This is a genomic window from Bradyrhizobium liaoningense (genome assembly GCF_018130825.1).
Taxonomy (GTDB): Bacteria; Pseudomonadota; Alphaproteobacteria; order Rhizobiales; family Xanthobacteraceae; genus Bradyrhizobium; species Bradyrhizobium liaoningense_B.
In genome coordinates this window covers 773836-796205 of sequence record NZ_JAFCJS010000001.1, presented here as the reverse complement: position 1 = coordinate 796205, position 22370 = coordinate 773836, and the positions used below count along the sequence as shown (strand labels likewise).

19 protein-coding genes and 2 tRNA genes are annotated in these 22370 nt (G+C 65.0%); 19 read left to right on the top strand and 2 right to left on the bottom strand.

Annotation, left to right across the window (positions count from 1 at the left end; all coding sequences use genetic code 11):
- Window positions 1–30: 30 nt before the first annotated feature.
- The 3 genes from JQ603_RS03830 (at window position 31) to JQ603_RS03820 (ending at window position 1266) form a co-directional block, all read left to right on the top strand.
- Window positions 31–774: a tRNA-uridine aminocarboxypropyltransferase gene (locus JQ603_RS03830; protein WP_212336638.1), complete on the top strand. Its 744-nt coding sequence runs from the start codon at window positions 31–33 to the stop codon at window positions 772–774.
- A gap of 84 nt (window positions 775–858) precedes the next feature.
- Window positions 859–932 (top strand) — tRNA-Cys (locus JQ603_RS03825).
- A gap of 187 nt (window positions 933–1119) precedes the next feature.
- Window positions 1120–1266 (top strand): hypothetical protein, encoded by a 147-nt coding sequence (locus JQ603_RS03820; protein ID WP_212336636.1) that lies wholly within the window; start codon window positions 1120–1122, stop codon window positions 1264–1266.
- 81 nt (window positions 1267–1347) lie between these two features.
- Here JQ603_RS03820 and JQ603_RS03815 read toward each other — a convergent pair whose 3' ends face one another.
- Window positions 1348–1542 (bottom strand): hypothetical protein, encoded by a 195-nt coding sequence (locus JQ603_RS03815; protein ID WP_212336634.1) that lies wholly within the window; start codon window positions 1540–1542, stop codon window positions 1348–1350.
- A 263-nt stretch (window positions 1543–1805) separates the two neighbouring features.
- Here JQ603_RS03815 and JQ603_RS03810 point away from each other — a divergent pair, with 263 nt between their 5' ends.
- From JQ603_RS03810 to JQ603_RS03735, 16 genes are all read left to right on the top strand, one after another.
- Complete coding sequence (locus tag JQ603_RS03810) at window positions 1806–2069, top strand: hypothetical protein (protein WP_212336632.1); 264 nt, start codon at window positions 1806–1808, stop codon at window positions 2067–2069.
- Between the two features lie 468 nt (window positions 2070–2537).
- Window positions 2538–3422, top strand: a complete 885-nt coding sequence (locus JQ603_RS03805; RefSeq protein WP_212336630.1) for an ABC transporter substrate-binding protein — start codon at window positions 2538–2540, stop codon at window positions 3420–3422.
- Window positions 3422–5044, top strand: a complete 1623-nt coding sequence (locus JQ603_RS03800; protein WP_212336626.1) for an amino acid ABC transporter permease/ATP-binding protein — start codon at window positions 3422–3424, stop codon at window positions 5042–5044. The genes JQ603_RS03805 and JQ603_RS03800 overlap by 1 nt, the downstream gene beginning before the upstream one ends.
- A 43-nt stretch (window positions 5045–5087) precedes the next feature.
- Window positions 5088–6329: an acetamidase/formamidase family protein gene (locus tag JQ603_RS03795; RefSeq protein ID WP_212336625.1), complete on the top strand. Its 1242-nt coding sequence runs from the start codon at window positions 5088–5090 to the stop codon at window positions 6327–6329.
- 134 nt (window positions 6330–6463) lie between these two features.
- Window positions 6464–8794: an acetamidase/formamidase family protein gene (locus JQ603_RS03790; protein ID WP_212336623.1), complete on the top strand. Its 2331-nt coding sequence runs from the start codon at window positions 6464–6466 to the stop codon at window positions 8792–8794.
- A 13-nt stretch (window positions 8795–8807) separates the two neighbouring features.
- Complete coding sequence (locus tag JQ603_RS03785) at window positions 8808–9191, top strand: RidA family protein (RefSeq protein WP_212336621.1); 384 nt, start codon at window positions 8808–8810, stop codon at window positions 9189–9191.
- A 1151-nt stretch (window positions 9192–10342) separates the two neighbouring features.
- Window positions 10343–11506: a PspA/IM30 family protein gene (locus JQ603_RS03780; protein ID WP_212336619.1), complete on the top strand. Its 1164-nt coding sequence runs from the start codon at window positions 10343–10345 to the stop codon at window positions 11504–11506.
- 10 nt (window positions 11507–11516) lie between these two features.
- Window positions 11517–12179, top strand: a complete 663-nt coding sequence (locus tag JQ603_RS03775; protein WP_212336617.1) for an OB-fold-containig protein — start codon at window positions 11517–11519, stop codon at window positions 12177–12179.
- A gap of 20 nt (window positions 12180–12199) precedes the next feature.
- Window positions 12200–13900, top strand: a complete 1701-nt coding sequence (locus tag JQ603_RS03770; protein ID WP_212336615.1) for a flotillin family protein — start codon at window positions 12200–12202, stop codon at window positions 13898–13900.
- 212 nt (window positions 13901–14112) lie between these two features.
- Window positions 14113–14481 (top strand): hypothetical protein, encoded by a 369-nt coding sequence (locus JQ603_RS03765; RefSeq protein WP_212336613.1) that lies wholly within the window; start codon window positions 14113–14115, stop codon window positions 14479–14481.
- A 204-nt stretch (window positions 14482–14685) separates the two neighbouring features.
- Window positions 14686–14760, top strand: a tRNA-Asn gene (locus JQ603_RS03760).
- Between the two features lie 213 nt (window positions 14761–14973).
- Entirely contained in the window at window positions 14974–15153 is a 180-nt protein-coding gene (locus JQ603_RS03755; protein WP_212336611.1) for a hypothetical protein, read from the top strand.
- Window positions 15154–15294: 141 nt separating this feature from the next.
- On the top strand, window positions 15295–15957 hold the full coding sequence (locus JQ603_RS03750) for a protein-L-isoaspartate O-methyltransferase family protein (RefSeq protein ID WP_212336609.1): 663 nt from the start codon (window positions 15295–15297) through the stop codon (window positions 15955–15957).
- A gap of 208 nt (window positions 15958–16165) precedes the next feature.
- Window positions 16166–17551: a TolC family outer membrane protein gene (locus JQ603_RS03745; RefSeq protein WP_212336607.1), complete on the top strand. Its 1386-nt coding sequence runs from the start codon at window positions 16166–16168 to the stop codon at window positions 17549–17551.
- A 304-nt stretch (window positions 17552–17855) separates the two neighbouring features.
- Window positions 17856–18626, top strand: coding sequence for a PopZ family protein (locus JQ603_RS03740; RefSeq protein WP_212336605.1), 771 nt, complete (start codon window positions 17856–17858; stop codon window positions 18624–18626).
- Window positions 18627–18763: 137 nt separating this feature from the next.
- Window positions 18764–21640: a valine--tRNA ligase gene (locus tag JQ603_RS03735; protein ID WP_212336603.1), complete on the top strand. Its 2877-nt coding sequence runs from the start codon at window positions 18764–18766 to the stop codon at window positions 21638–21640.
- Between the two features lie 2 nt (window positions 21641–21642).
- Here JQ603_RS03735 and JQ603_RS03730 read toward each other — a convergent pair whose 3' ends face one another.
- Window positions 21643–22245, bottom strand: coding sequence for a DNA-3-methyladenine glycosylase (locus tag JQ603_RS03730; protein WP_212336602.1), 603 nt, complete (start codon window positions 22243–22245; stop codon window positions 21643–21645).
- Between the last annotated feature and the right edge of the window lie 125 nt (window positions 22246–22370).

Here is a 22370-nt window from a genome sequence, read left to right as displayed (position 1 = left end):
CAGCGCCGCGCGAAGCGTATAGCGGCGACCATGTCGAACCCATCCGAGACGACGGCCGCCGCGCCTGAGGCGATCCCCGAATGCCCGCACTGCCAGAAGCCGATGCCGCTGTGCATCTGCGACAGCGTCACGCCGATTGAAAACCGGCTTTCGCTGCTGATCCTGCAGCATCCGCAGGAGCAGGACAGGGCGCTCGGCACCGCGCGGCTGCTTGCGAAGCACTTTGCCGATGCCACGGTGCGGGTCGGCCTGTCCTGGCCGAGCCTGTCCAAGGCGCTAGGACGGCCAGTCGAGAATGCCGCGCGCTGGGGCGTGCTCTATCTCGGCTCGGCCCGCGCGGCCGATCTCGAGGCCGAGGACGAGATCGTGGCGCTGACCCGCAAGGGAGACGTCGCGGAGAACCAGCGCGCCATCCTGGGCAGGCTCGAAGGCGTCGTGCTGCTCGATGGCACCTGGAGCCAGGCCAAGGCCTTGTGGTGGCGCAATCCCTGGATGCTGAAATGCCAGCGCGTGATCCTCAACCCGCAGAGTCCCTCGCGCTACGGACGCCTGCGCAAGGAGCCGCGGCGCGACGGCCTCTCGACCATCGAGGCGGCCGCGACGATCCTGGCCGGCCTCGAACTGCGTCCCGACATCGCCGAGACACTGTATGGCAGTTTCGAACGGATGCTGACCCGCTACCGGGAGGTCCAGGCCGAGATGCCGGAACTGGCACCAAAGCCCGCGCCCAAGAAGGACCGTCGGCGCGACTTCCGGCGCGGCAAGCGCACCTGATTCCGGCCGGACATTTCGCTGTGCGACCGGCGGACCGTGGGGTTGCCTAAGCCATTGATCCCCTATATTGGTCCGGCCTTACGGGGCCACGTGGCGGAGTGGTTACGCAACGGTCTGCAAAACCGTGTACACCAGTTCAATTCTGGTCGTGGCCTCCATCACAAGTCTCTGATCTTTCAGCGCAAATTTCATCATCGCGAGTGCCGCCGAGCGCGCGGATGAGGCTTGCCGAGCCTTGGCCACCGGGTTTGCCCGGGGCTTGGCGGAAGGGTGCGATTCAGGCCCTCTGGCATAGACTTCGCATCTGCGAAGGGACGCATCCGAACCCCTGAAGCTGGAGAGCACGTGGGCGACGTCGTTCGATTTGTCCCGAAATCCGAGCTGGAGCGCGCGCGCCTCATCCGCGAGGCCCGCGCGATCTATGACAGCATCTTCCCGCCGGCTGCACCCGACCGGGCGCCGCAGGACGGCGAAGAGCGCGTCAAGACGTGATCGGGGCTGCGCCGGTTCCCGGCGCGCGGTGATGCCGAACCGCCCGCAAGGCGGGCGCATCATTTCGCGGCAGGGCGGGCCTCAGCAGGCCGCGTACCAGCCGTCCGGAAACGGCAGCAGGGGCCAGGCGCCCTCATTGTCATTGGCAGCCTTGGGTGTTGCGGCGTACGACCAAGAGCGGGGCACGAATTCCTCCTCCGGCGCGGATGCGAAATCTTCAACGATCATCGCGTCCCGGACGGCATCCAGCAGCAAGTTGAATTCGGCTTCGCTCATCACACCCTCGCAGAACGCGGATGGCGCAATGTCGCAAAGCCGGTTTGTTACCCGATTGAGCCGATCGTTCGCATTTTAACGATCCGGCGATCGGGTCCCGTTTGGTTAGCGATTCCTGAAAAAATCCCCGCGGGAACCTAGGCGTCGGTGGCCCGGCGCCAGTGTGAAAGAGATCACATTCTCGGCGATTTATTTCTCCTACCCCTTCGCAACGACCGGCCAACGCGGGCCGGGAGCGGGCGGGCAGAACGGGAGACTTGGTCATGAAGACAAGGTTCTTGCGGTTTGCGGCTATGAAGAGCCGGGCGCGCCGGGCCTCGACCGTCGGGCTGTTCCTGACGCTGTTTGCCTCCGCCGCTCACGCGCAGCAGGGAACACCCGAACAGCGCCGGGCCTGCACCCCCGACGTCTACCGGCTCTGCGCCGGCGAGATCCCCAACGTCCGTGCCATCACGGCGTGCCTGCGCCGTAACCGATCAAGCTTGAGCGAGGCTTGCCGCACCGTGTTCAACCAGGCCGGCGGCTGACATGCCAGCCCTGTGAATTTGTGCGCAGCAAGTGGTCGGTGCTGTCTCGCGAATCCGACATAGTGAGGCTGTGGATATGCTGCGGACAGGCTGTGAAGTGCTGTGGATGACGGCCGCAGATCCGTTCGCCCGGCGTCGTATCTGTGCCAGCAGGCGTCATATCTCTGTCAAATCGCCTCAGCAGATGGTTCCGGAATCGTACTGATTGCTGCGCCATCCAGGCTGATTTGGTTCCGCCGAATTCGGAATCCCGCGTCTGCATCGGCTTGCGACCTGCGAACAGTTTTTGTGCAGCCGCTTGCCCAAATCGCGGGCCGCCTCCGTCCAATTTTTTGTACGCCCGCGGACAAGCTTTTCCGTGCGCTCTGCACCTAGGCTGACCTTCGAGTTCAGCAACATGGCCATGGCCATGCCAATTCGAAGGAGCAGCACATGGACAGACGGGATTTGCCCCAGGCGCGGCGGGGGATGGCGCGCACATCGATGCCGTGGCGCAAGGCCGCGCTCGGCGCGGCCGTCGCTTTCGGCCTCGTCGCCGCCGCGCCGCTGAGCGCACAGGCCGCAGCGCCCGCCGCCTGCGCCGCGCTCCAGGAGAAATATCCGGACTGGAAGGGCAAGACGCTCGTCAACGCCATCAACCCGCACACGCCGGGCTATGAGACCATCGATCCCAAGGATCCCAGCAAATATATCGGCTTCGACATCGATCTCGGCGAAGCCATCGGTGAATGCCTCGGCTTCAAGCTGACCTACAAGCCCGTGGTGTTCGCAGCGCTCCTGACCACGCTCGCCGCGGGTCAGGCCGACATCGTGATCTCCGACATCTACGCCACCAAGGAGCGCGCCAAGGCCGCCGACTTCATCACCTACTCGAAGGTGTTCGACGGCGTGCTGGTCGCCAAGGGCAATCCGAAGGGCATCAACGGCATCAACATGTCGATGTGCGGCGCGGCCGCCGCCGAGAACACCGGCTATGTCGAGGTGCCCCTGATCCAGGCGCTGATCCCGGAATGCAAGAAGGCCGGCAAGGCGGAGCCGACCATCCAGCTCTACGACAACAACGCCAACTGCATCCAGGCGATCCTCGCCGGCCGCGCCGACACCTATGTCAACGACGTCAACACGGTCGACAGCGCGGTGAAGGCCTATCCGGACAAGCTGGAGAAGGCGATCGCGGTGACGATCCCGTATTCGGTCGGCATCGCCGTTCCCAAGGACAAGCCGAAATTCCGTGACGCCGTGCTCGCAGCTCTGATCGAGGTGCAGAAAGCCGGCACGCATATGGAGCTTCTGAAGAAGCATGGGCTCGATGTGAACAACTTCAAGGAACCGGACATCCTGACGGCCGACTGATGTCGCTGTTCCTCCATTACCTGAGCATGCCGTATCTGCTCGAGGGCATCGAGCTCACCCTCGAGGTGACTGCCCTCGGGCTCGGCGGCGGATTGATCCTCGGACTGATCCTCGCCAGCATGCAGCTCTCGCGCTTCTGGCCCCTGGCGGCGATCGCCCGGGGCTACACCGTGATCTTCCGCGGCACGCCGCTGATCCTGCAGATGGTGTTCGCCTACGACGCGTTGCCGCATATCGGCATCAAGCTGCCGGCGGTGCTGGCGGCCGGTCTCGCGCTTGCCTGCAACGAGGCTCCGTTCATCGCCGAGATGCTGCGCGCCGGCGTGCTCGGCGTCGATCGCGGGCAGGTGACGGCCGGGCAGGCGCTCGGCATGACGCCGTCAGTGCTGATGCGCAGGGTCATCGCGCCGCAGGCGATCCGCACCATGATCCCGGCCTTCGGCAACGAAGCCGTGAGTGCGCTGAAGAATTCCTCGCTCGCCTCCGTCGTCGCGGTGCAAGAGTTGACGCTGCGCTCGACCCAGCTGGCGTCCTCCACATTCGACTTCTTCTCGATCTTCTTCGCTTCGGGCCTGCTCTACCTCGTGCTGACCGCGACCATCAGCGGCATTCAGCTTTTCGTTGAATGGCTGCTCGATCTCGACCGCGCGAAGGGGCGTGAGCGCAAGCTTGCCGATTATCTGCCCTGGCGCCGCGTTGACCTCGTCACCAGGCTCGAACTTGCCGATGCGACCGCGATCGATCCCGAGCCCGCGCAAGCAGAGCTCACGGACACGCCGCCGCTGGCCCTGACCCGCGAGGAACGCGCCCGCCGCACCGCGACGATCGCGCGCAACAACATCGCGGTCGAGGTCAAGGATCTCACCAAGAGCTACGGTCCGCAAAGGGTGCTCGACAGTCTCGATCTCACGGTCCGCGTGGGCGAGGTGGTGGCGCTGCTCGGTCCGAGCGGCTCGGGCAAGAGCACGTTGCTCCGCTGCATCAACCATCTCGAAAACTGGGATGCCGGCACCGTGCGCGTGGGCGGCCGGCGCCTCGGCTTTGGCGAAGACGGCAAGGCGCTGTCGCCGCGCGCCATCGCCAACGAGCGGGCGAGCGTCGGCGTCGGCATGGTGTTCCAGCAGTTCAATTTGTTCGCCCATCTCTCGGCGAAGGAGAACATCGCCGGGCCCTTGCGCTGGGTCCACGGCATGACCCGCATCGACGCCGACCGCCGCGCCACCGAGCTGCTCGATCGCGTCGGGCTCTCGCATCGCGCCGATGCGCTGCCGCGGCATCTCTCCGGCGGCCAGCAGCAGCGCGTCGCCATCGCCCGCGCGCTCGCGCCAAATCCGAGCGTGCTGCTGCTGGACGAGCCGACCTCGGCGCTCGACCCCGAGCTCGTCAACGAGGTGCTGGAGGTGATCCGGCGTCTCGCCATCGACGACGGCCTCACCATGATCATCTCGACGCACCAGATCCGTTTCGCCGACGAGGTCGCCGACCGCGTCGCGTTCCTGAGCGGTGGCGCGATCATCGAGGAGGGGCCGGCGCACGAGGTGCTCTCCAACCCGCGCCATACGCTGACGGCGCGTTTCCTCAGCGTGATGGAAGCCGACAAGACTCCGGAGGCGGTGCGATGAGCGCTCTCTCCACGATGTTTAAGACCCCCGAAGAGGCCACCTCATGAAACATGTCACGCTGCCGGTTTCGCCGAAAACCGTCCACTGGGGCTATTTCTCCAAGAAAGTCACCCCGGCGCTGACGCTGCGCTCGGGAGACCGTGCCACCATCGAGACGCTGACGCATCATGCCAATGACGATTACGAGCGCATGATCCAGGGCGATCCCGGCGCCGAGAGCGTGTTCCAGTGGACGCGCGAGCACAAGGCCGTGGCGCGCCGCGGTTCGGGCCCGATCGAAGGCCCCTTCATCCGCGGCGCAGGCGAGGGGATCGGCGTGCATCTTCTCACTGGCCCGGTCGCGATCGAAGGCGCCGAGCCCGGCGACATTCTCGAAGTGCGCATCCTCGATATCAGGCCGCGGCCGAGTTGCAGCGCCTGCCATGCCGGCCGCTGCTTCGGCTCCAACGTCGCCGCCAACTGGGGCTTTCACTACCACGACCTGATCGAGGAGCCGAAGCCGCGCGAGGTCGTCACCATCTTCGAGCTCGATACGTCAGGGGAGCCCTATGCAAAGGCGGTCTACAACTACGTCTGGACGCCGCAGACCGACCCTGACGGCATCGTGCATCCGACCATCGACTATCCCGGTGTCCGCGTCGATCACGCCACGATCAAAAAGCGCGAGAACATCCTCTCCAGCGTGAAGGTGCCCGCGCGATTGCATTTCGGCACCATGGGCCTCGCCCCGTCGGAAGCCGATTTCGTCAGCTCGATCCCGCCGGGCTACACCGGCGGCAATATCGACGACTGGCGCATCGGCAAGGGGGCGCGGATGTTCTATCCGGTTGCCGTGCCCGGAGCCTATTTCTCGGTCGGCGATCCCCATGCCGCGCAGGGCGACAGCGAGCTCGGCGGCACCGCGATCGAGACCTCGCTGACCGGCGATTTCGAATTCATCCTGCACAAGAGGGCTGATCTGGCCGGCACCCATCTGGAAGGCCTCGACCATCCCATGCTGGAAACCGACCACGCCTGGTCGTTCTACGGCTTCACCTATCCGAACTATCTCGCAGCGCTCGGCGCCGATGCCCAAACCGAGATTGCCAATCACAGCAGTCTCGACCGTGCGATGCGCGATGCGTTCAGAAAACTCCGCCGGTTCCTGATGACCGTGCATCGCCTCAGCGAGGACGAGGCGATCTCGCTGATGTCGGTCGGCGCCGATTTCGGCGTCACCCAGGTGGTCGATGCCAATTGGGGCGTCCACGGCACGATCCGCAAGAACATCTTCCGGTGCGACTAATGCGTTGAGGCGCGGTCTGTTTTCGGGATGAGCAGGTGACAAGCGGAGACCATTTGCGGCCCGTCGCAGCGACGGATGACCGCGTTCGTCTGGCACAGAGGTTGCTTCGATCGACCGCAATCTGGGTCGATCCGATGAGCTTCCGGCCGTTCACGAGCGAGTCCTACGCGCAAGACGACCGTCCCGAAGCCTGGCGGGACGTGCTGGCGGCGGTCGGCCTGCAGCCGGCAGGCGGGCATTCCTTCTTCGATGGGCACGCAACCGCCTCGCATCGCCATGCCGCAGGTGTTGCACTGACGCGCATGGCCGCGGGCGCGCAGAGCGTCGCGCCCCTCTCGCAGGCCAACGAAGACCTCCCCATCGCGCTGATGCCGGTCGAGGACGGCATGGTGCTCAGGAGCGCCGGCGGTCATCGCATCGTTCCCGTCGGCCATCTCGTGCTGCTGCCGCGCAGCGGCGACTGGAGCATCGTGTTCCAGCGCGACATGCGCGCCATCGTGCTGTCGGTGACGTCAGAGGCGCTGCACGGACGCCTGTCGGGCAAGCCGAGGCTTGGCGAGCCCCGTGTCGTTCCGCCGGGCGGCTTTGCCGACGTGTTCTCGCGCCTGCTGGACGCGACCGCGCGCACGCTCGATAGTCTGAGCGATGCCGAATGGAATTCGCTCGCGCAGTCGCTGGTCGATCTGCTGCTGACGCTCGCGCATCAACTGGCGGCATCGACGTCCGACGCCGGGTCGAGCGCGACGCAGGCCGCGCTGCTGCATCGGATCTGCCAGACCATCGAGCGTCGGCTCGACGATCCCGACCTCGTGCCGGCGCGTGTCGCGCAGGCCGAGGGGATTTCCGAGCGTTACTTGCAAAAGCTGTTCGAGACGGTCGGCGATAATTTCACCCACTATGTTCGCGAGCGTCGTCTCCAGCGTGCCTGGGCGGATCTCTCCAACCCGGCCGAGGCGCATCGCTCGATCTCGGAGATCGCCTACGCCTATGGCTTTGGCGACTCCGCACATTTCAGCCGCGCCTTCCGTCATCGCTTCGGCCTGCCGCCGCGCGAGTTTCGCCAGCAGGAGGCGGAGCGGGCGACCTCGCAGCATGGCGTCGCGGGCCAGCGCGGCTGGCCACAGGAAGCGCTGGCGCAGCTCCGCGCACATCAGAGCGTCGAGGCGCGCAGCAACGTCGCCTGTGCCGGCGCGGAGGAGCGTACGACCACGGAGTGCAGGCATCATCATCTCCCGGTCGAGGCCCGCCGCGTTCATTGGGGCTATTTCAGCCGCTCGCTGCCGCCGCAAATCGAGATCGCATCGGGCGACACCATCACCATCGAGACTCTGACGCAGCACGCCTCCGATGCCCCCGACATGATGATCGCCGGCGATGCCGCCGCCGAGAGCGTGTTCGGCTGGACACGGAACAAGAAGAACGTCGACCGCCGCGGCGCAGGACCAATGGATGCCAGCGTGTTCGGCCGCGGTGCCGGCGAGGGGTTTGGCGTACATATCTGCACCGGGCCCGTCGCCGTGAAGGACGCCCAGCCCGGCGATGTGCTGGAGGTGCGCATCCTCGACATCGTGCCGCGGGCGAGCCGGAGCCCGAACCATGCCGGGCGCGTGTTCGGCTCCTCGGTGGCGGCCTGGTGGGGTTATCACTACAACGAGTTTCTCGGCGGGCCCAAGCCGCGCGAAGCCGTGACCATCTATGAGATCTTTGACGATGCGGACGCGCCGCATGCCCGCGCGCTTTATTCCTATCGCTGGGAGCCGCAGACCGATCCGTTTGGCGTGGTGCATGCCACCTACGACTATCCCGGCGTTCCCGTCGCACCCGGGACGATCAAGCGCCGGCACGCCGTGCTCGACGGCATCCGCATTCCCTTGCGGCCGCATTTCGGCGTGATCGCGGTGGCGCCGCGCGAGGTCGATTTCGTCGATTCCGTGCCGCCGTCCTATTTCGGCGGCAATCTCGACAATTGGCGGCTGGGGAAGGGAGCAACGGTCTATCTTCCGGTCTCCGTGCCCGGCGCGCTGTTGTCGGTCGGCGATCCCCACGCCGCGCAAGGCGACGGCGAGCTCAGCGGCACCGCGATCGAGTGCTCGATGACCGGCACTTTCGAGGTGATCCTGCACAAGAAGGCCGATCTCGCCGGCCGGCCCTTCGCCGATCTCTCCTATCCTCTGATTGAAACCGCCACCGATTGGGTGCTGACCGGCTTCAGCCACCCCAACTACCTCGCCGAGTTCGGCGCGCAGGGCCAGAGCGAAGTCTATGCAAAATCCTCGCTCGACCTCGCCATGAAGGATGCGTTCCGCAAGATGCGGCGCTTCCTGATGAACACCAAAGGGCTCAGTGAGGACGAAGCGATCGCCTTGATGTCGGCCGCCGTCGATTTCGGCGTCACGCAAGTCGTCGACGGCAATTGGGGCGTGCACGCCATCCTCAGCAAGCGCCTGTTCCCAGACGCGACTTAACAAGGACATCCAAGTGAAATTCCACATGATCAGCGGCGGACCGAAGCCGGTCGCGCCCTTCAGCCACGCCGTCGAGACCGACGGCTTTGTCTTCGTCACCGGCCAGATGCCGGATACGCCGCAGGCCCCGGGCGTGCTGCCCGACGGCATCGTCGCGCAGACCCGCGCGGTGATGGAGAATTTGAAGGTCGTTCTGGCGGGCCTCGATCTCGGCCTCGAGCACGTCGTGATGGCGCGCATCTATCTGACGCGCTTCAAAGAAGACTACGCCGCGATGAACGAGACCTATCGCCGGTTCTTCGCACCGGATCGCCTGCCGGCCCGCACCTGCGTCGGCGTCACCGGCCTTGCCTATGACGCGTTGATCGAGATCGACCTGGTCTGCCGGCGGCCGTGACTGTTCGTAGCCCGGATGGAGCGAAGCGCAATCCGGGATTCGTCCCCGCAGACACAGGGCCCCGGATTACGCTTCGCTCCATCCGGGCTACAAGACCTTGCGTTGCCCGACGGGCAAAACACGCTAGCCATGGGGCAATGCGCTTGCGCGAAAATATTCCACTTTACCGAAATTCGGCTTTCGCGTATTTGTGCGCCACCTCATCCCGGTCAGAGGGGCGTATCGCGATCGTCACGAAACGTGGGGTGAGCGGCGGTGGACGCTAGTCACATCGGCGCGAGAAGGCATCGCAGGGCGGGCAACCGTGAGCGAAGACCATCGCGCACACGACCGATGTGACCCGCGTACGGCAAAACCGTGTCGTCCTGGCGCCCGGGGTCTGTGCGCCAAGTCTTGCGGTGATGTGGCGGCCCGACCGGGCACGCGCATCAGTCATCTGCAAGGCGACGGGGGCAATAGTGCAACGCTCCCCGGGGAGAGCTCGGCATAAGCCGTCAAACCACTGCGCAGGGAAGGCCGTGTGTTGGGCTTCACCTGTATGCCGCTGTGCAAATCTTTGTAGCCACCTTTCGCACAGTGGACCGTGGGTGCCCGGCCGGCACCCGGTCTTCCCTGCGCCCTCTGACATTGAGGGTGACATGACCAGGCACGGCTCGGGCAGGAACTGCCGCGAGGATGCGGAGCTGTGTCTGCTTGCTCTGTCATTGCGAGGAGCTCTTGCGACGAAGCAATCCAGACTGTGTCCGCGGAAAGATTTCCTGGATTGCTTCGCTGCGCTCGCAATGACGACGTGGCGACAGCAGCGCATCCACTTCACTCTCGTGCACCGGACGCAGCGCAGCGCTTCTTCAGCGGTGCGCTGCAGAGCCGGGGCGGCCTTCTGGTCCCGGCTCTGCCGCAGCAGCTCTTCACGCTGCAGCGCGTCCGGGACACGAGACTGGAGCGCGCAGCAAACGGCGAGGCTGAACACTCCTTGCATTTCATCTCAAATTGCAACCCGCGCGTGCAAGAAGTCTTGATCGGCGGTGATCTAGGAGTGATCCGCAACCTTGAACGCGCCGCACGCCGGCAGCGACTAACCAACAGAGTGCCCAAGGATCAGTGGAACGTGATCAACCTTTCTCTTCCTAAAGCACCAAAATGGTGCTTTAGTGCTTTCCATGAGCCAGTCGCCCCGAAACGCGCCGTCCGCGCTGCGTTACAGGCTTGCCCCTGACCCGGCCGCCAAGGCCGCCATCGAGGCGACATTCCAGGCCTATGCCCGCATGATGGAGATCCTCGACGAGGTGGCCCGGACCCACAATGTGGGTTCCAACGTCGTTCTGCTCCACGCCCACGCCTATGAGCCGATCCGGAAAGAAACCGCGCTGCCCTCGCGCCTGGTGACTCTGGGCCTGCGCGACCGCACGGAGTATCGCGCCGCGCAAGGGCGCCGCCTCCCGCTCGATGACAAGCTCGCCAAGATCAAGGGGCCTGCCACCATTTCGATTGCGACCGTGCAAGGGCGCTTCAGCGTGCCCTTCGACTACGTCGGCTATGCGGAGGGCTGGGGACAGAGCGTCCCCGCGCATCTCATCCGCACCGACGACGGTTTCGAAGTTCACTACGGCGTCACGCCGAACAGCCTGCCAGAGGAGGAGAACGCTATGGATACCATCGCTGCCGCCCCCGACAACTTCCTGTCCCGGGTCGGGCGCCTGATCGCCGGGATCGCCTATGACGCGATCGAGCAGGCGGAAGGCAAGAACAAGCTCAAGGTGGTCGGACAGGCCATCCGCGAGATCGAGCGTGCCGAAAGCGAGGCGCGCGACGCGCTCGCGGCCGCACGCGCCGAGGAGTACCGCCTCAACGCGCGCCGCACCGAGATCGAGCGCGAGATGACCGATCTCGCCGCCAAGATCGAGGGCGCGATCACTGAGGGCCGCGACGATCTCGCCCGCGCCGGCATCGCCCGGCAGATGGACCTGGAGGCGCAGTTCGAGGTGCTCTCCCGCGCCATCGACGAGAACAACGAGAAGATCGAGCAATGCGTGACCTCGCTGCGCGCGGTGCTGTCGGCGCTCCAGGATGCCGAGCAGCGCCGTGCCGATCTCGAAAAGAGCGAGGCACATGCCAGCCATCAGGCCGCGACGTCGCCTCGGAGGTCCGGCGGCGCCTCGGCCGCAGCGAAGGCCTTGCGTGCGGGCAGGGCGGTGGCGCGTGCGACCGGCGTGCCGCAGGGCATCCCGTATTCGAGCGACATCGATGAACTGAGCGCGCTTCATCGCGACAAGGAGATTGCGGCGAGGCTCGCGCGGTTGAAGTCGCGCTCCTGAGTGCCGTGTCATGAGCGCATTGCTCGAACACATCATGTCGCCCGAGGTCAGGCCGTTCGCGATCGCGGCGGCCATGATCGTCATCGTCGGCACGCTCGAGGTGATCACGATGCTGGTCGGGGCTTCCTTGAGCGAGATGCTCGGCACCAGCATCGATTTCAGCCACCCCAGCGACAACGGCGTGCTCAACGCCATCTCCTGGATCAATGTCGGCGGCGTGCCGTTGTTGATCTTCCTGTTGCTGGCGCTCGGCGCCTTTTCCATCACCGGCTTCCTGATCCAGGACATTGCGCGGATGGTCGCGGGTCCCTTGCCGGCGACGGTCGCCTCGATCGGGGCCGTCGCGGTGTCGGTACCGCTGGTGCGCGCCGCCAGCGGCGCCATCGCGCGGATCATTCCCAAGGACGAGAGCTATGTCGTCGGCCTCGGCGATCTCGTCGGCCGCGTCGGTGAGGTCGTCGTCGGTCCGCTCGACCAGGGGCCGCCCGGCCGGGTCAGCGTCGCCGACGTCCACGGCAACCGTCACTTTGTCCTGGCGGTCGCAGCACCTTCGTCGTCGCCCCTGCCGCAGGGAACCCTGGTCCTGCTGGTCGATCGCGATGGCACCCGCTTCGTGGCGGTGAAGGCCGAGGATGAACTCAAACCGTCCAAGCCACCTCTAAGCAGCAGCTAAGTCATTCATTGGAGAAAGTCATGTTCGACATCGCAGTCCCGGCCATGATCGGCGTCGCGCTGATCGTCGTCCTGGGGATCGTTTTCACCATTCTCTACAAGCGCGCCACGCGTGACGAGGCGTTCGTGCGCACCGGCCTCGGCGGCAAGAAGGTCGTGCTCGACGGCGGCGCCATGATCCTGCCGATCTTCCACTCCTATGCCAGCGTCAATCTGAAGACGCTGCGCCTGACGGTCGAGCGCAAGGAGCGGGAATCCCTGATCACCAAGGACCGCCTGCGCGTCGACATCGTCGCCGAGTTCTACGTGCGCGTCCGCCCGGACGAGGAGAGCATCGCGCTCGCCAGCCAGACCCTGGGCGCGCTGACCAACGATGCCGAGGCGCTGCGCAACCAGGTCGAGGCGAAATTCGTCGACGGCCTGCGCTCGGTCGCGGCGACCATGAGCATCCTGGAGCTTCAGGAGAAGCGCTCGGACTTCGTCAAGCACGTGCAGTCCACCGTCGAGTCCGACGTGAAGTCGAACGGGCTCGAGCTTGAATCGGTGTCGCTGACCAAGCTCGACCAGACCGACGTCAAATTCTTCAATCCGGAGAATTTCTTCGACGCCGAAGGTCTGACCCAACTCAAGACCGTCACCGAGACCCGCCGGCGCGACCGCAACGCCATCGTGCGCGACAACGAGGTGGCGATCGCGCAAAAGGACCTCGAGGCGCGGCAGCAGACCCTCGGAATCGAGCGGACCAAGAAGGAGGCCGAGCTGTCGCAGGAGCGCGACATCGCCAACAAGACCGCCAGCACCCGCGCCGAGGTCGCGACCGCCACGCAGACCGCACGCCTGACCGAGGAGAACGCCCGCATCGACACCGACCGGGCCGTCGCCGAGAAGGAGGCGGGCGCCAAGCAGGTCAAGGAGACCGCGGTCATCGAATCCGATCTCGCCATCAACAAGCGCAAGACCGACGCCCAGCGCGAGATCCAGATCGCGACGCAGGAGAACGAGATCCAGATCGCGGCCAAGAGCAAGGAGACTTCGGAAGCGGTGACCGAGGCCAAGACCGCCGAGGCGCTCGCGGTCTCCGCGGAAGAAAAGGTCGTGACCGCCCGCGCCGTCGAGGTCGCCGACCGCGCCCGTCTCACCCAGGTGCTCGCCGCGCGGACCGAGGCCGAGCGCAAATCGACCGAGCTGATCGTCGCGGCCGAAGCCGAGAAGAAGGCCTCGCTCGATCGCGCCGAAGCCGTGAAGACGCTGGCCACCGCCGAAGCCGAATCCAACAAGATCAAGGCAGTCGGCGTCCGTAATATTGGTGAGGCCGAGGCCGCCGTCATCACCATGAAGAACGAGGCTCAGAACAAGCTCGGCAGCAACGTCATCGATTTCGAGATCGCCAAGAAGCGGATCGAGACCATGCCCTCGGCGCTGGCCGAGATGGTGAAGCCGATCGCCAACCTGAAGGATGTCCGCATCCTGCACACCGGCGGTGCGTTCGGCAGCAATGGGAACGGCGCTGCGGGCGGTGGCGTCGGCTTCGGTGAAGGCCTTGCCGGCGAGTTGCTCAAGGTGCACGCGCTGCGTCCGATGATCGACGAGATCCTGCGTCAGAGCGGCTTTGCGCCGGGCGACGATCCCGTGAAGGCGCTGGTCGGCGCCGTGACGGGCAAGAGCAACGGCGCCGCAGTGCCGGCGCCCGTGCCGGAGAAAACAAACAGCGCCGATCTATGAATGCCGGTTCATTGCTGCTGAGAATTCGAAACGATAAGAACAGGCTCGTTGCGCGTCTCGCGTCGCGCAACGCGCCGGAGTGCTGATCGGATCGTGTTGAACCTTCGATCGCACCCCGGCCGAATCTCGGGAGGCAACGTTATTTGTTGCCGCGGCGCCTGCGCCGATCGACGTCAGGCGCTTACAGCCTGTTTCGATCGGGAGAATTTCACATGAAGTATTTTCTGTCCGGACTGATCGCGATCGGTCTTTCGATCGCGGCCACGGCATCGTTCGCCGCCGACGCCCGCAACGTCACCGTCGTCAACGAGACCGGCTATGCCATCAAGTTCCTCGGCTTCAATGCGCCGGACGATGGCCTCGACGAATGGGAGAACGAGCTCGACAAGGTTTTGCAGAACCAGGCGAGCACCTATGTCGAGTTCGACGAGGATGACGAGGGCTGTGTCTGGAACATCCGCGTCGACTGGCAGAACTACGACGAGGCCGTACTCTGGAAGAACGTCAACCTCTGCAAGATCACCGCGCTCCGGCTGCGCTACGACTCCGGGACCAAGACCACATCCTTCGTCGCTGAATAGTTGTTGCCCGACTGAGAGCGTTTTCGAGCGAAGTGGATACCGGTTCGCGTGAAGAAAACGCGTCAAACCAAAAACCTTGAGGCCCGGAGGAGGGACCAGCGCAGGCCCTTCCCAAAGCGCGTTGCGGAAGATGACGAATTCGTCCTTTGCAAGCGCAACCGGCTTTGTTATACGCACCCGCGCGCGGACGACAGTTCGCCCTTTTCCTCGGTAGCTCAGCGGTAGAGCATCCGACTGTTAATCGGATGGTCGCTGGTTCGAATCCAGCCCGGGGAGCCAAATTCCGCCGTAAATTCATAGGCTTGTGAACGATCGCTGATGTGGCGCGCGATGCTGCTCGAGTCGTCCCTCAAGGGTCTGGCGGCCCGATCCACGCAGAATCGCGTTCAAGTAGATGTGTGCGGCAGCACCATCGCAGCCGCCGGCACGGCACCAAATCGACTTAATTCAAATTGAGCTTCCCAGAGCCGGACTCTTACGGAGCTGATTCCCATGCCCGACATTCAGATCGCCCGCGCCCAACTGGCTCCCTCGATTCTGCCGGCCGACGTTCCCGAGCTCAGCGACGACGAATGCCTCGCCCGCCTTGCGCGTGCGGTCGAGACCCCCGATTCGGCGCGGCTGGATGAGGTCGCCGCCCTGATCGGCCGCCTCGCGGTGACGATCGAATAATATGTCCTGATCCCTGGTGCGGTGAGTTGCGGCAAGCCTTGGCCGGCCAAGGCCAACGGCCATGTTGCGTTTTCGCCGGGCATGTTCCAAAGATGCCGCCAACTTCCGTCCGCGGCATCGTCCGCATTTCAGGGTCCGCAAATGTCCGGTTTCTCGACCGCGCGCCTCAAAATGGTCGATGGCCAGGTGCGCACCAATGACGTCACCGATCGTCGTATTCTCGATGCCATGCTTACGGTTCCGCGCGAGGCCTTCGTGCCGGCCAGCCGTCAGGCCTTGGCCTATCTCGACCTCGACCTCGATGTGAGCGAGGGGGCCGCCAAGCGGTTCCTGATCAAGCCGCAGCTCACCGGCAAGCTGCTCCAGGCCGCCGAGATCGGCGAGGGCGACAGCGTCCTGGTCGTCGGCTGCGCCACGGGCTATCTCGCCGCGCTGGCGGCCAAGCTGGCGCGTCAGGTCACCGCGACGGAATGCGATTCGGCCCTGGCGGCGAAGGCCAAGGAGGCCTTTGCCGCCCTTGGACTCGCCAATGTCACCTGCAAGGCCGCTGCCTGCACCGAGGGCGACCCGTCGGCCGCCCCCTATGACGTGATCATCCTCAATGGCGCCGCCGAGGTGACCCCGGAGGGGCTGTTCGGGCAGCTCAAGGAGGGCGGGCGTCTGGTGGGCGTGTCGGCCGAATCGCGGCCGCCGCGGGCGATGATTGTGACCCGTACCCACGGCGAATTCGGCCATCGGGCGCTGTTTGACGCCGCAGCACCGGTCCTTCCCGGGCTGGAACGGGCCGCCGCCTTCGTCTTCTGACGGCCCAAAGCCCGTTAAAATCCCGTTCTGAATCAGAAGTGTGGCCGGGATGCTGCACGTGAAGAGTTTCCACCGAGAACTACCTTGAGGTAGTTCCGTCGCGGCAATCCGCGTCCTATGTTGCGGCGGGGCAACGACTCCACTCGGTAGACGCTAACCCGGCTCGCGGGCACGAGCCGGGCGTTAAAAATGAAACGGAAATTTTGGGATGCATGGGGTGAAGCTCTTCACCGGAGCTGCGGTTTCGGTCCTGCTGCTGGCGCTGGCCGGGCCGACGCCTGCCTTGGCGGATACGATCGAGGCCGCCTTGGTGCGCGCCTATCAGAACAATCCGCAGCTCAACGCGCAGCGCGCCCAGGTGCGCTCGACCGACGAGAACGTGCCGCAGGCTTTGTCCGGCTATCGCCCAAGGGTCGCACTGACCGCCAGCGGCGGCTATCAATATACGGATTTGCAGAGTGGCGTGGGGAGTAGCTCAATCCACGGATCCACCTCACCTCGCAGCGTTGGCGTTACCGCTACGCAGACGCTCTACAATGGCAACCAGACGGCCAACAGAACGCGGGCGGCGGAGAGCCAGGTGTCCGGTGCACGCGAAGCGCTGCGCAGCCTCGATCAAAGCGTGCTGCTCCAGGCCGCCACGACCTACATGGATTATCTGCGCGATGCCGCCACGCTGGAAGTCCAGCGCAGCAACGTGCGCGTGCTCGAGCAGACGCTGAAGCAGACCCGTGACCGCTTCAACGTCGGCGAAGTGACGCGCACCGACGTCGCGCAATCGGAAGCGCAACTGGCGGCCGGCAAGACGCAGGCGCTCACCGCGGAGGCGAACCTCACCACGACGCGGGCGAACTTCCGCCGCATCATCGGCAACGAGCCGGCCAACCTCGCACCGGGCTCGCCGGTCGACCGATTCCTGCCGTCAACGCTCGCTTCGGCCGTTGAGCTCGGCCTGATCGAGCATCCCAACGTCACGGCCGCAATGTATGGCATTGACGTCAATTTCTTGCAGGTCAAAGTCGCCGAAGGTGCATTGCTGCCGACGGTTACGATCCAGGCAGCGGCCACGCAGTCCAACGAACAGTCCTTGATTCAGTTGCGCTCGTTCAACGCATCCGCGATCGCGCAGCTCTCGGTGCCGATTTATCAGGGCGGTAGCGAATATTCGCTGATCCGCCAATCCAAGGAAAACCTGGCGCAGCAGCGTCTCAACCTAGAAACCACGCGCGACCAGACTCGTGCGAACGTGGTGCAGTTCTGGGGGACGTTGCAGGCCGGCAAGGCGCAGGTGCAGTCTGCGCAGGCGCAGGTGACGGCGTCCGAGATCGCACTCAACGGTGTGCGCGAGGAAGCCAAGGCCGGTCAGCGCACCACGCTCGACGTGCTCAACGCGCAGCAGGCGCTGGTCAATGCGCGCGTCGCGCTGGTGACCGCGCAGCACGACCGGGTGGTGGCGTCCTATAACGTCCTTGCCGCCGTCGGCCGTCTGGCGCCGCAGGTGCTCGGCCTTGCGACCACGGTCTACGATGCCAGCGTTCACTACCATCAGGTCCGTGACAGCTGGGGCGGCGTGCGTACGCCTGACGGGCGCTGATTCCCGTCGTCATCCGGTCGGCCTCGCGAATAATTGCGGCCGACCGGTGCTTTGCTTGCAATCATCAAAATCCCTGACATAGCCTTGCCAAGAAGATGCGGGTCGATTCGCTCCGCATTCGATGTCGTATGCGTAAAGCTTGAGTGCCGAGGGCAGGGGCGCGCCGCCGCACGTTGAGCCGTGATCTGGGGACAAGTCGGGCTGCCGCGGCGAAAATGTCGGGGGCTCGTTGCGGAACCGGCCAATCCTGTCGTGCTTGGTGTAAAACAACGCATGCGAGGGCGTTGATGATGTGGAGTCGGAGATGACGCAGCCTGCAAAGGTCACAGAACCCTCCATGGAGGAGATTCTGGCCTCGATCCGGCGCATCATTGCCGACGACGAGGCCAAGCCGCCGCCGGCCGAAGCTGCGAAGCCCGAGAAGGCTGCGGCGCCCGCCGCGCCGCCCAAGCCGATGAACGATATTCCGCCATCCAAGGTCGCACCGCCCAAACCTGCCGCCGAGAAGCCCGCGCCATCTCCGGCTGCGAAGCCAGCTCCGGCACCGCCGCCGCCCGCTCCCGCCGCAGATGCGGGTCCGAACAGCCAGGACGATATCGATGCGCTGCTGGCCGGGCTCGACGCGGCCACGCCTGCGCCCGAGGTCCGTGCTCCAGAGCCGGAGCCTGAGCCCGACGTGCTCGAACTGACAGACGAAATGGCGATGGACCCGGCGCCAACACCGTCTCCGCCGCCGCCAAGCTTCCGCAAGGTCGAGCCGCGCGACGATCTCGAATTCGCCGAATCGCCGCCGCCGCGTCCGGCGCCTGCGCCGTCCTACGAGCCGTTGGACTTCGACGCGCCGCCGCTGCCGCCGCAGCAGCCGATCTTGGCGCAATCGACGGTCTCCGCGGTCGAATCCGCCTTCAACTCCCTGGCCCATACGGTCCTCAGCAGCAATGCTCGGACGCTGGAGGATCTGGTCAAGGAAATGCTGCGTCCGATGCTGAAGTCCTGGCTCGATGACAACCTTCCGGGCCTAGTTGAACGCATCGTGAAGGCGGAAATCGAGCGGGTCTCGCGCGGCGGCCGCTGAGAGCGGCCGGAGGCCCTCATAAAGCCCGGCTTGTATGCCATATCCGGCCCCGGACCGGGCCGGAAAGCGCTGTGCCGCCTCGCTTTCCGCTGACTTTTCGTTGACTTGGCCCCCGCGCGCGGCTTTCTAGCAGCCCCATGATCGAGAAAAATTACCAGCCCGCCGATATCGAAGCCCGCATGTCCGTCGTGTGGGAGGACAGCCTTGCCTTCAAGGCCGGCCGCCCCGACCGCCGTGACGCAGTGCCCTTTACCATCGTGATCCCGCCGCCGAACGTGACGGGCTCGCTGCACATGGGCCACGCCCTCAACAACACGCTGCAGGACATCCTGTGCCGGTTCGAGCGCATGCGCGGCCGCGACGTGCTGTGGCAGCCCGGCACCGACCATGCCGGTATCGCCACCCAGATGGTGGTCGAGCGCCAGCTGATGGAGCGCCAGCAGCCCGGCCGCCGCGAGATGGGCCGCGAGAAGTTTCTCGAGCGGGTCTGGCAGTGGAAGGCCGAGAGCGGCGACACCATCATCAACCAGCTCAAGCGGCTCGGCGCTTCGTGCGACTGGTCGCGCGAGCGCTTCACCATGGACGAGGGCCTTTCGAAGGCCGTCATCAAGGTGTTCGTCGAGCTGCACCGCGACGGTCTGATCTACAAGGACAAGCGGTTGGTGAACTGGGACACCAAGCTGCTCACCGCGATCTCCGATCTCGAAGTGCAGCAGACCGAGGTCAAGGGCAACCTCTGGTATCTGCGCTATCCGATCGAGGGCAAGACGTTCAGCCCCGAGGATCCCTCGAGCTTCATCGTCGTCGCCACGACGCGCCCGGAAACGATGCTCGGCGACACCGGCGTTGCCGTGCATCCGGAGGACGAGCGCTACCAGAAGCTGGTCGGCAAGAACGTCGTCCTGCCGCTGGTCGGCCGCAAGATCAAGATCGTCGCTGACGAGTATTCCGATCCCGAGAAGGGCTCGGGCGCGGTCAAGGTGACGCCGGCGCACGACTTCAACGATTTCGAGGTCGGCAATCGCCACGGCCTGCGCCGCATCAGCGTCATCGACAAGGAAGGCTGCCTCGATCTCGTCGACAACGAGGATTATCTGCGCGACCTGCCGGAAGGTGCCGCGCAATTCGCCGAGGAGTTCAACAAGGTCGACCGCTTCGCGGCGCGCAAGCGCATCGTCGAGCGTTTGGAGGCGTTCGGCTTCGTCGAGCGGATCGAGCCGCACACCCACATGGTGCCGCACGGCGACCGCTCCAACAGCGTGATCGAGCCCTATCTGACCGACCAATGGTACGTTGACGCCAAGACGCTCGCAAAACCCGCGATCGCGGCGGTGCGTTCGGGCGAGACGACCTTCGTGCCGAAGAACTGGGAAAAGACCTATTTCGAGTGGATGGAGAACATCCAGCCCTGGTGCATCTCGCGCCAGCTGTGGTGGGGCCATCAGATCCCGGCCTGGTATGGGCCTGACGGCAAGGTGTTCGTCGCCGAGACCGAGGAGGAGGCGATCAGCCACGCGCTCGGTTATTACGTCGAGCAGGAGGTCATCACGGTCGAGCAGGGCCGCGAGATGGCGCTCGACCGCAACAAGCGCGAGGGCTTCATCACGCGTGACGAGGACGTGCTCGACACCTGGTTCTCCTCGGCACTGTGGCCGTTCTCGACGCTCGGCTGGCCCGACGATACGCCGGAGGTGCAGCGCTACTACCCGACCAACGCGCTGGTCACCGGCTTCGACATCATCTTCTTCTGGGTTGCCCGCATGATGATGATGGGCATGCACTTCATGAAGGAGATTCCGTTCTCGACGATCTACATCCACGCCCTCGTCCGCGACGAGAAGGGCGCCAAGATGTCGAAGTCGAAGGGCAACGTCATCGATCCGCTCAACCTGATCGATGAATATGGCGCGGACGCGCTGCGCTTCACGCTGGCCGCGATGGCGGCGCAGGGCCGCGACATCAAGCTCGCCACCAGCCGCGTCGAAGGCTACCGCAATTTCGCAACCAAGCTCTGGAACGCCTGCCGCTTCGCGGAGATGAACCAGTGCGCGGTGCCCGACGGTTTCGAGCCGGCGAAGACGAAGGAGACGCTGAGCCGCTGGATCGCCCATGAGACCGCGCACACCACGCGCGAGGTGACCGAGGCGATCGAGGCCTATCGCTTCAACGATGCCGCCGGCGCCATCTATCGGTTCGTCTGGAACGTCTATTGCGACTGGTATGTCGAGCTTGCCAAGCCCGTGCTGCTCGGCCCCGATAGCCCCGCCAAGGACGAAACCCGCGCCATGGTGGCCTGGGCGCGCGACGAGATCCTGAAGCTGCTGCACCCTTTCATGCCCTTCATCACCGAGGAGCTGTGGGAGGTGACGGCCAAGCGCGAGGGCCTGCTCGCGCTGGCGTCGTGGCCGCTGAAGCCGTCCGAGCCTTCGCCGGAGCAACTCGCGATGCTTGCAGCTGCCGCCGGGCCGACCGATCCGCTGATCTCGCCGGCCCTGGTGTTGCCGATCTTCGACCATGCCGACTTCACCGATCCCAAGGCGGAAGCCGAGATCGGCTGGGTCATCGACCTCGTCACGCAGATCCGTTCCGTGCGCGCCGAGATGAACATTCCGCCGGCGACACTGACCGCACTGGTGCTCGCGGGCGCCTCCGCCGAGACGAAGGAACGCGCGCCGCGCTGGACCGAAATCATCAAGCGCATGGCGCGGCTGTCCGACATCTCCTTCGCCGATCGTGCACCGGATGGTGCCGTTCAGCTGCTTGTGCGCGGCGAAGTGGCCGCGCTGCCGCTGAAGGGCGTGATCGACGTCGCTGCTGAGCGGACGCGCCTCGACAAGGAAATCGGCAAGGCCGACGCCGACATCAAGCGCGCCGAATCCAAGCTGGCGAACGAGAAGTTCGTCGCCAACGCGGCCGAGGAGGTGGTCGAGGAGGAGCGTGAAAAGCGCGAGGCTGCGCTGGCCCGCAAGGCCAAGCTGCTGGAGGCGCTGGAGCGGTTGAAGCAGGCGTCGTAGGGCTACTTCGGAAACGGCTTGCTCAAAAACTTCGAGCCCCTGACGCCGTAGCGCCAGGGTAGCTCGACGGCCTTGGTGATGCCGATCCGGATGCCGGTTGCGACCTCCAAATCCTCCGTGCGCGCATGCAGCGCGATCGGCGGTCGATCCAGGGGCAGCGAGTTGTGCGCGATGGTGATGCCGAGCGCCTCGGTCAGCTTGCCCGGGCCCGAGCACAGCGTGTGCACTTCTTGGAGATGACGGCGACGGCGCATCGCGGCGAGGCCATGCGTCGGCTCCAGCGCGCGGATCAGGACGGCGCTGGCCGAGCCTTCCTCCTCGCAGACGAAGTTCACACACCAGTGGATGCCGTAGGAACGGTAGACATAGGCGTAGCCGGGCGGGCCAAACATCACCTGGTTCCGCGGCGTCGGGCCATTGTAGGAATGCGCCGCCGGCTCGGTATGATGATAGGCCTCGACCTCGACAATGATCCCGCCGACGCCGTCGACCAGCATGGTGGCCCCGATCAGGTCGTGGGCGACCTCGCGCACGTTGCGCGCGAAAAAGGCACGCTTGAGGGCCTTTCCAAGCCGGGGTGTGGAAGGTTTCGAGACTGGAGCCATTCGAGGTGAGAATCGCCTGAGAACAGAGCAGGATATTGCCCATATCTGCCATGTTCCCTGAAGTGGTGCGAGCCGGGTTGCGATGCCGGGCCAGACCGACTAGGTAGGACCTGAACAGACCGGAT

Bases quoted from the DNA above. Each gene is read 5' to 3' on its own strand.
- JQ603_RS03765 (WP_212336613.1), top strand. From the start codon at position 14,113: ATGAAGTATTTTCTGTCCGGACTGATCGCGATCGGTCTTTCGATCGCG.
- JQ603_RS03750 (WP_212336609.1), top strand. From the start codon at position 15,295: ATGTCCGGTTTCTCGACCGCGCGCCTCAAAATGGTCGATGGCCAGGTG.
- JQ603_RS03830 (WP_212336638.1), top strand. From the start codon at position 31: ATGTCGAACCCATCCGAGACGACGGCCGCCGCGCCTGAGGCGATCCCC.
- JQ603_RS03790 (WP_212336623.1), top strand. From the start codon at position 6,464: ATGAGCTTCCGGCCGTTCACGAGCGAGTCCTACGCGCAAGACGACCGT.
- JQ603_RS03805 (WP_212336630.1), top strand. From the start codon at position 2,538: ATGGCGCGCACATCGATGCCGTGGCGCAAGGCCGCGCTCGGCGCGGCC.
- JQ603_RS03795 (WP_212336625.1), top strand. From the start codon at position 5,088: ATGAAACATGTCACGCTGCCGGTTTCGCCGAAAACCGTCCACTGGGGC.
- JQ603_RS03730 (WP_212336602.1), bottom strand. From the start codon at position 22,245: ATGGCTCCAGTCTCGAAACCTTCCACACCCCGGCTTGGAAAGGCCCTC.
- JQ603_RS03755 (WP_212336611.1), top strand. From the start codon at position 14,974: ATGCCCGACATTCAGATCGCCCGCGCCCAACTGGCTCCCTCGATTCTG.
- JQ603_RS03775 (WP_212336617.1), top strand. From the start codon at position 11,517: ATGAGCGCATTGCTCGAACACATCATGTCGCCCGAGGTCAGGCCGTTC.
- JQ603_RS03745 (WP_212336607.1), top strand. From the start codon at position 16,166: ATGCATGGGGTGAAGCTCTTCACCGGAGCTGCGGTTTCGGTCCTGCTG.
- JQ603_RS03770 (WP_212336615.1), top strand. From the start codon at position 12,200: ATGTTCGACATCGCAGTCCCGGCCATGATCGGCGTCGCGCTGATCGTC.
- JQ603_RS03735 (WP_212336603.1), top strand. From the start codon at position 18,764: ATGATCGAGAAAAATTACCAGCCCGCCGATATCGAAGCCCGCATGTCC.
- JQ603_RS03815 (WP_212336634.1), bottom strand. From the start codon at position 1,542: ATGAGCGAAGCCGAATTCAACTTGCTGCTGGATGCCGTCCGGGACGCG.
- JQ603_RS03740 (WP_212336605.1), top strand. From the start codon at position 17,856: ATGACGCAGCCTGCAAAGGTCACAGAACCCTCCATGGAGGAGATTCTG.
- JQ603_RS03800 (WP_212336626.1), top strand. From the start codon at position 3,422: ATGTCGCTGTTCCTCCATTACCTGAGCATGCCGTATCTGCTCGAGGGC.
- JQ603_RS03810 (WP_212336632.1), top strand. From the start codon at position 1,806: ATGAAGACAAGGTTCTTGCGGTTTGCGGCTATGAAGAGCCGGGCGCGC.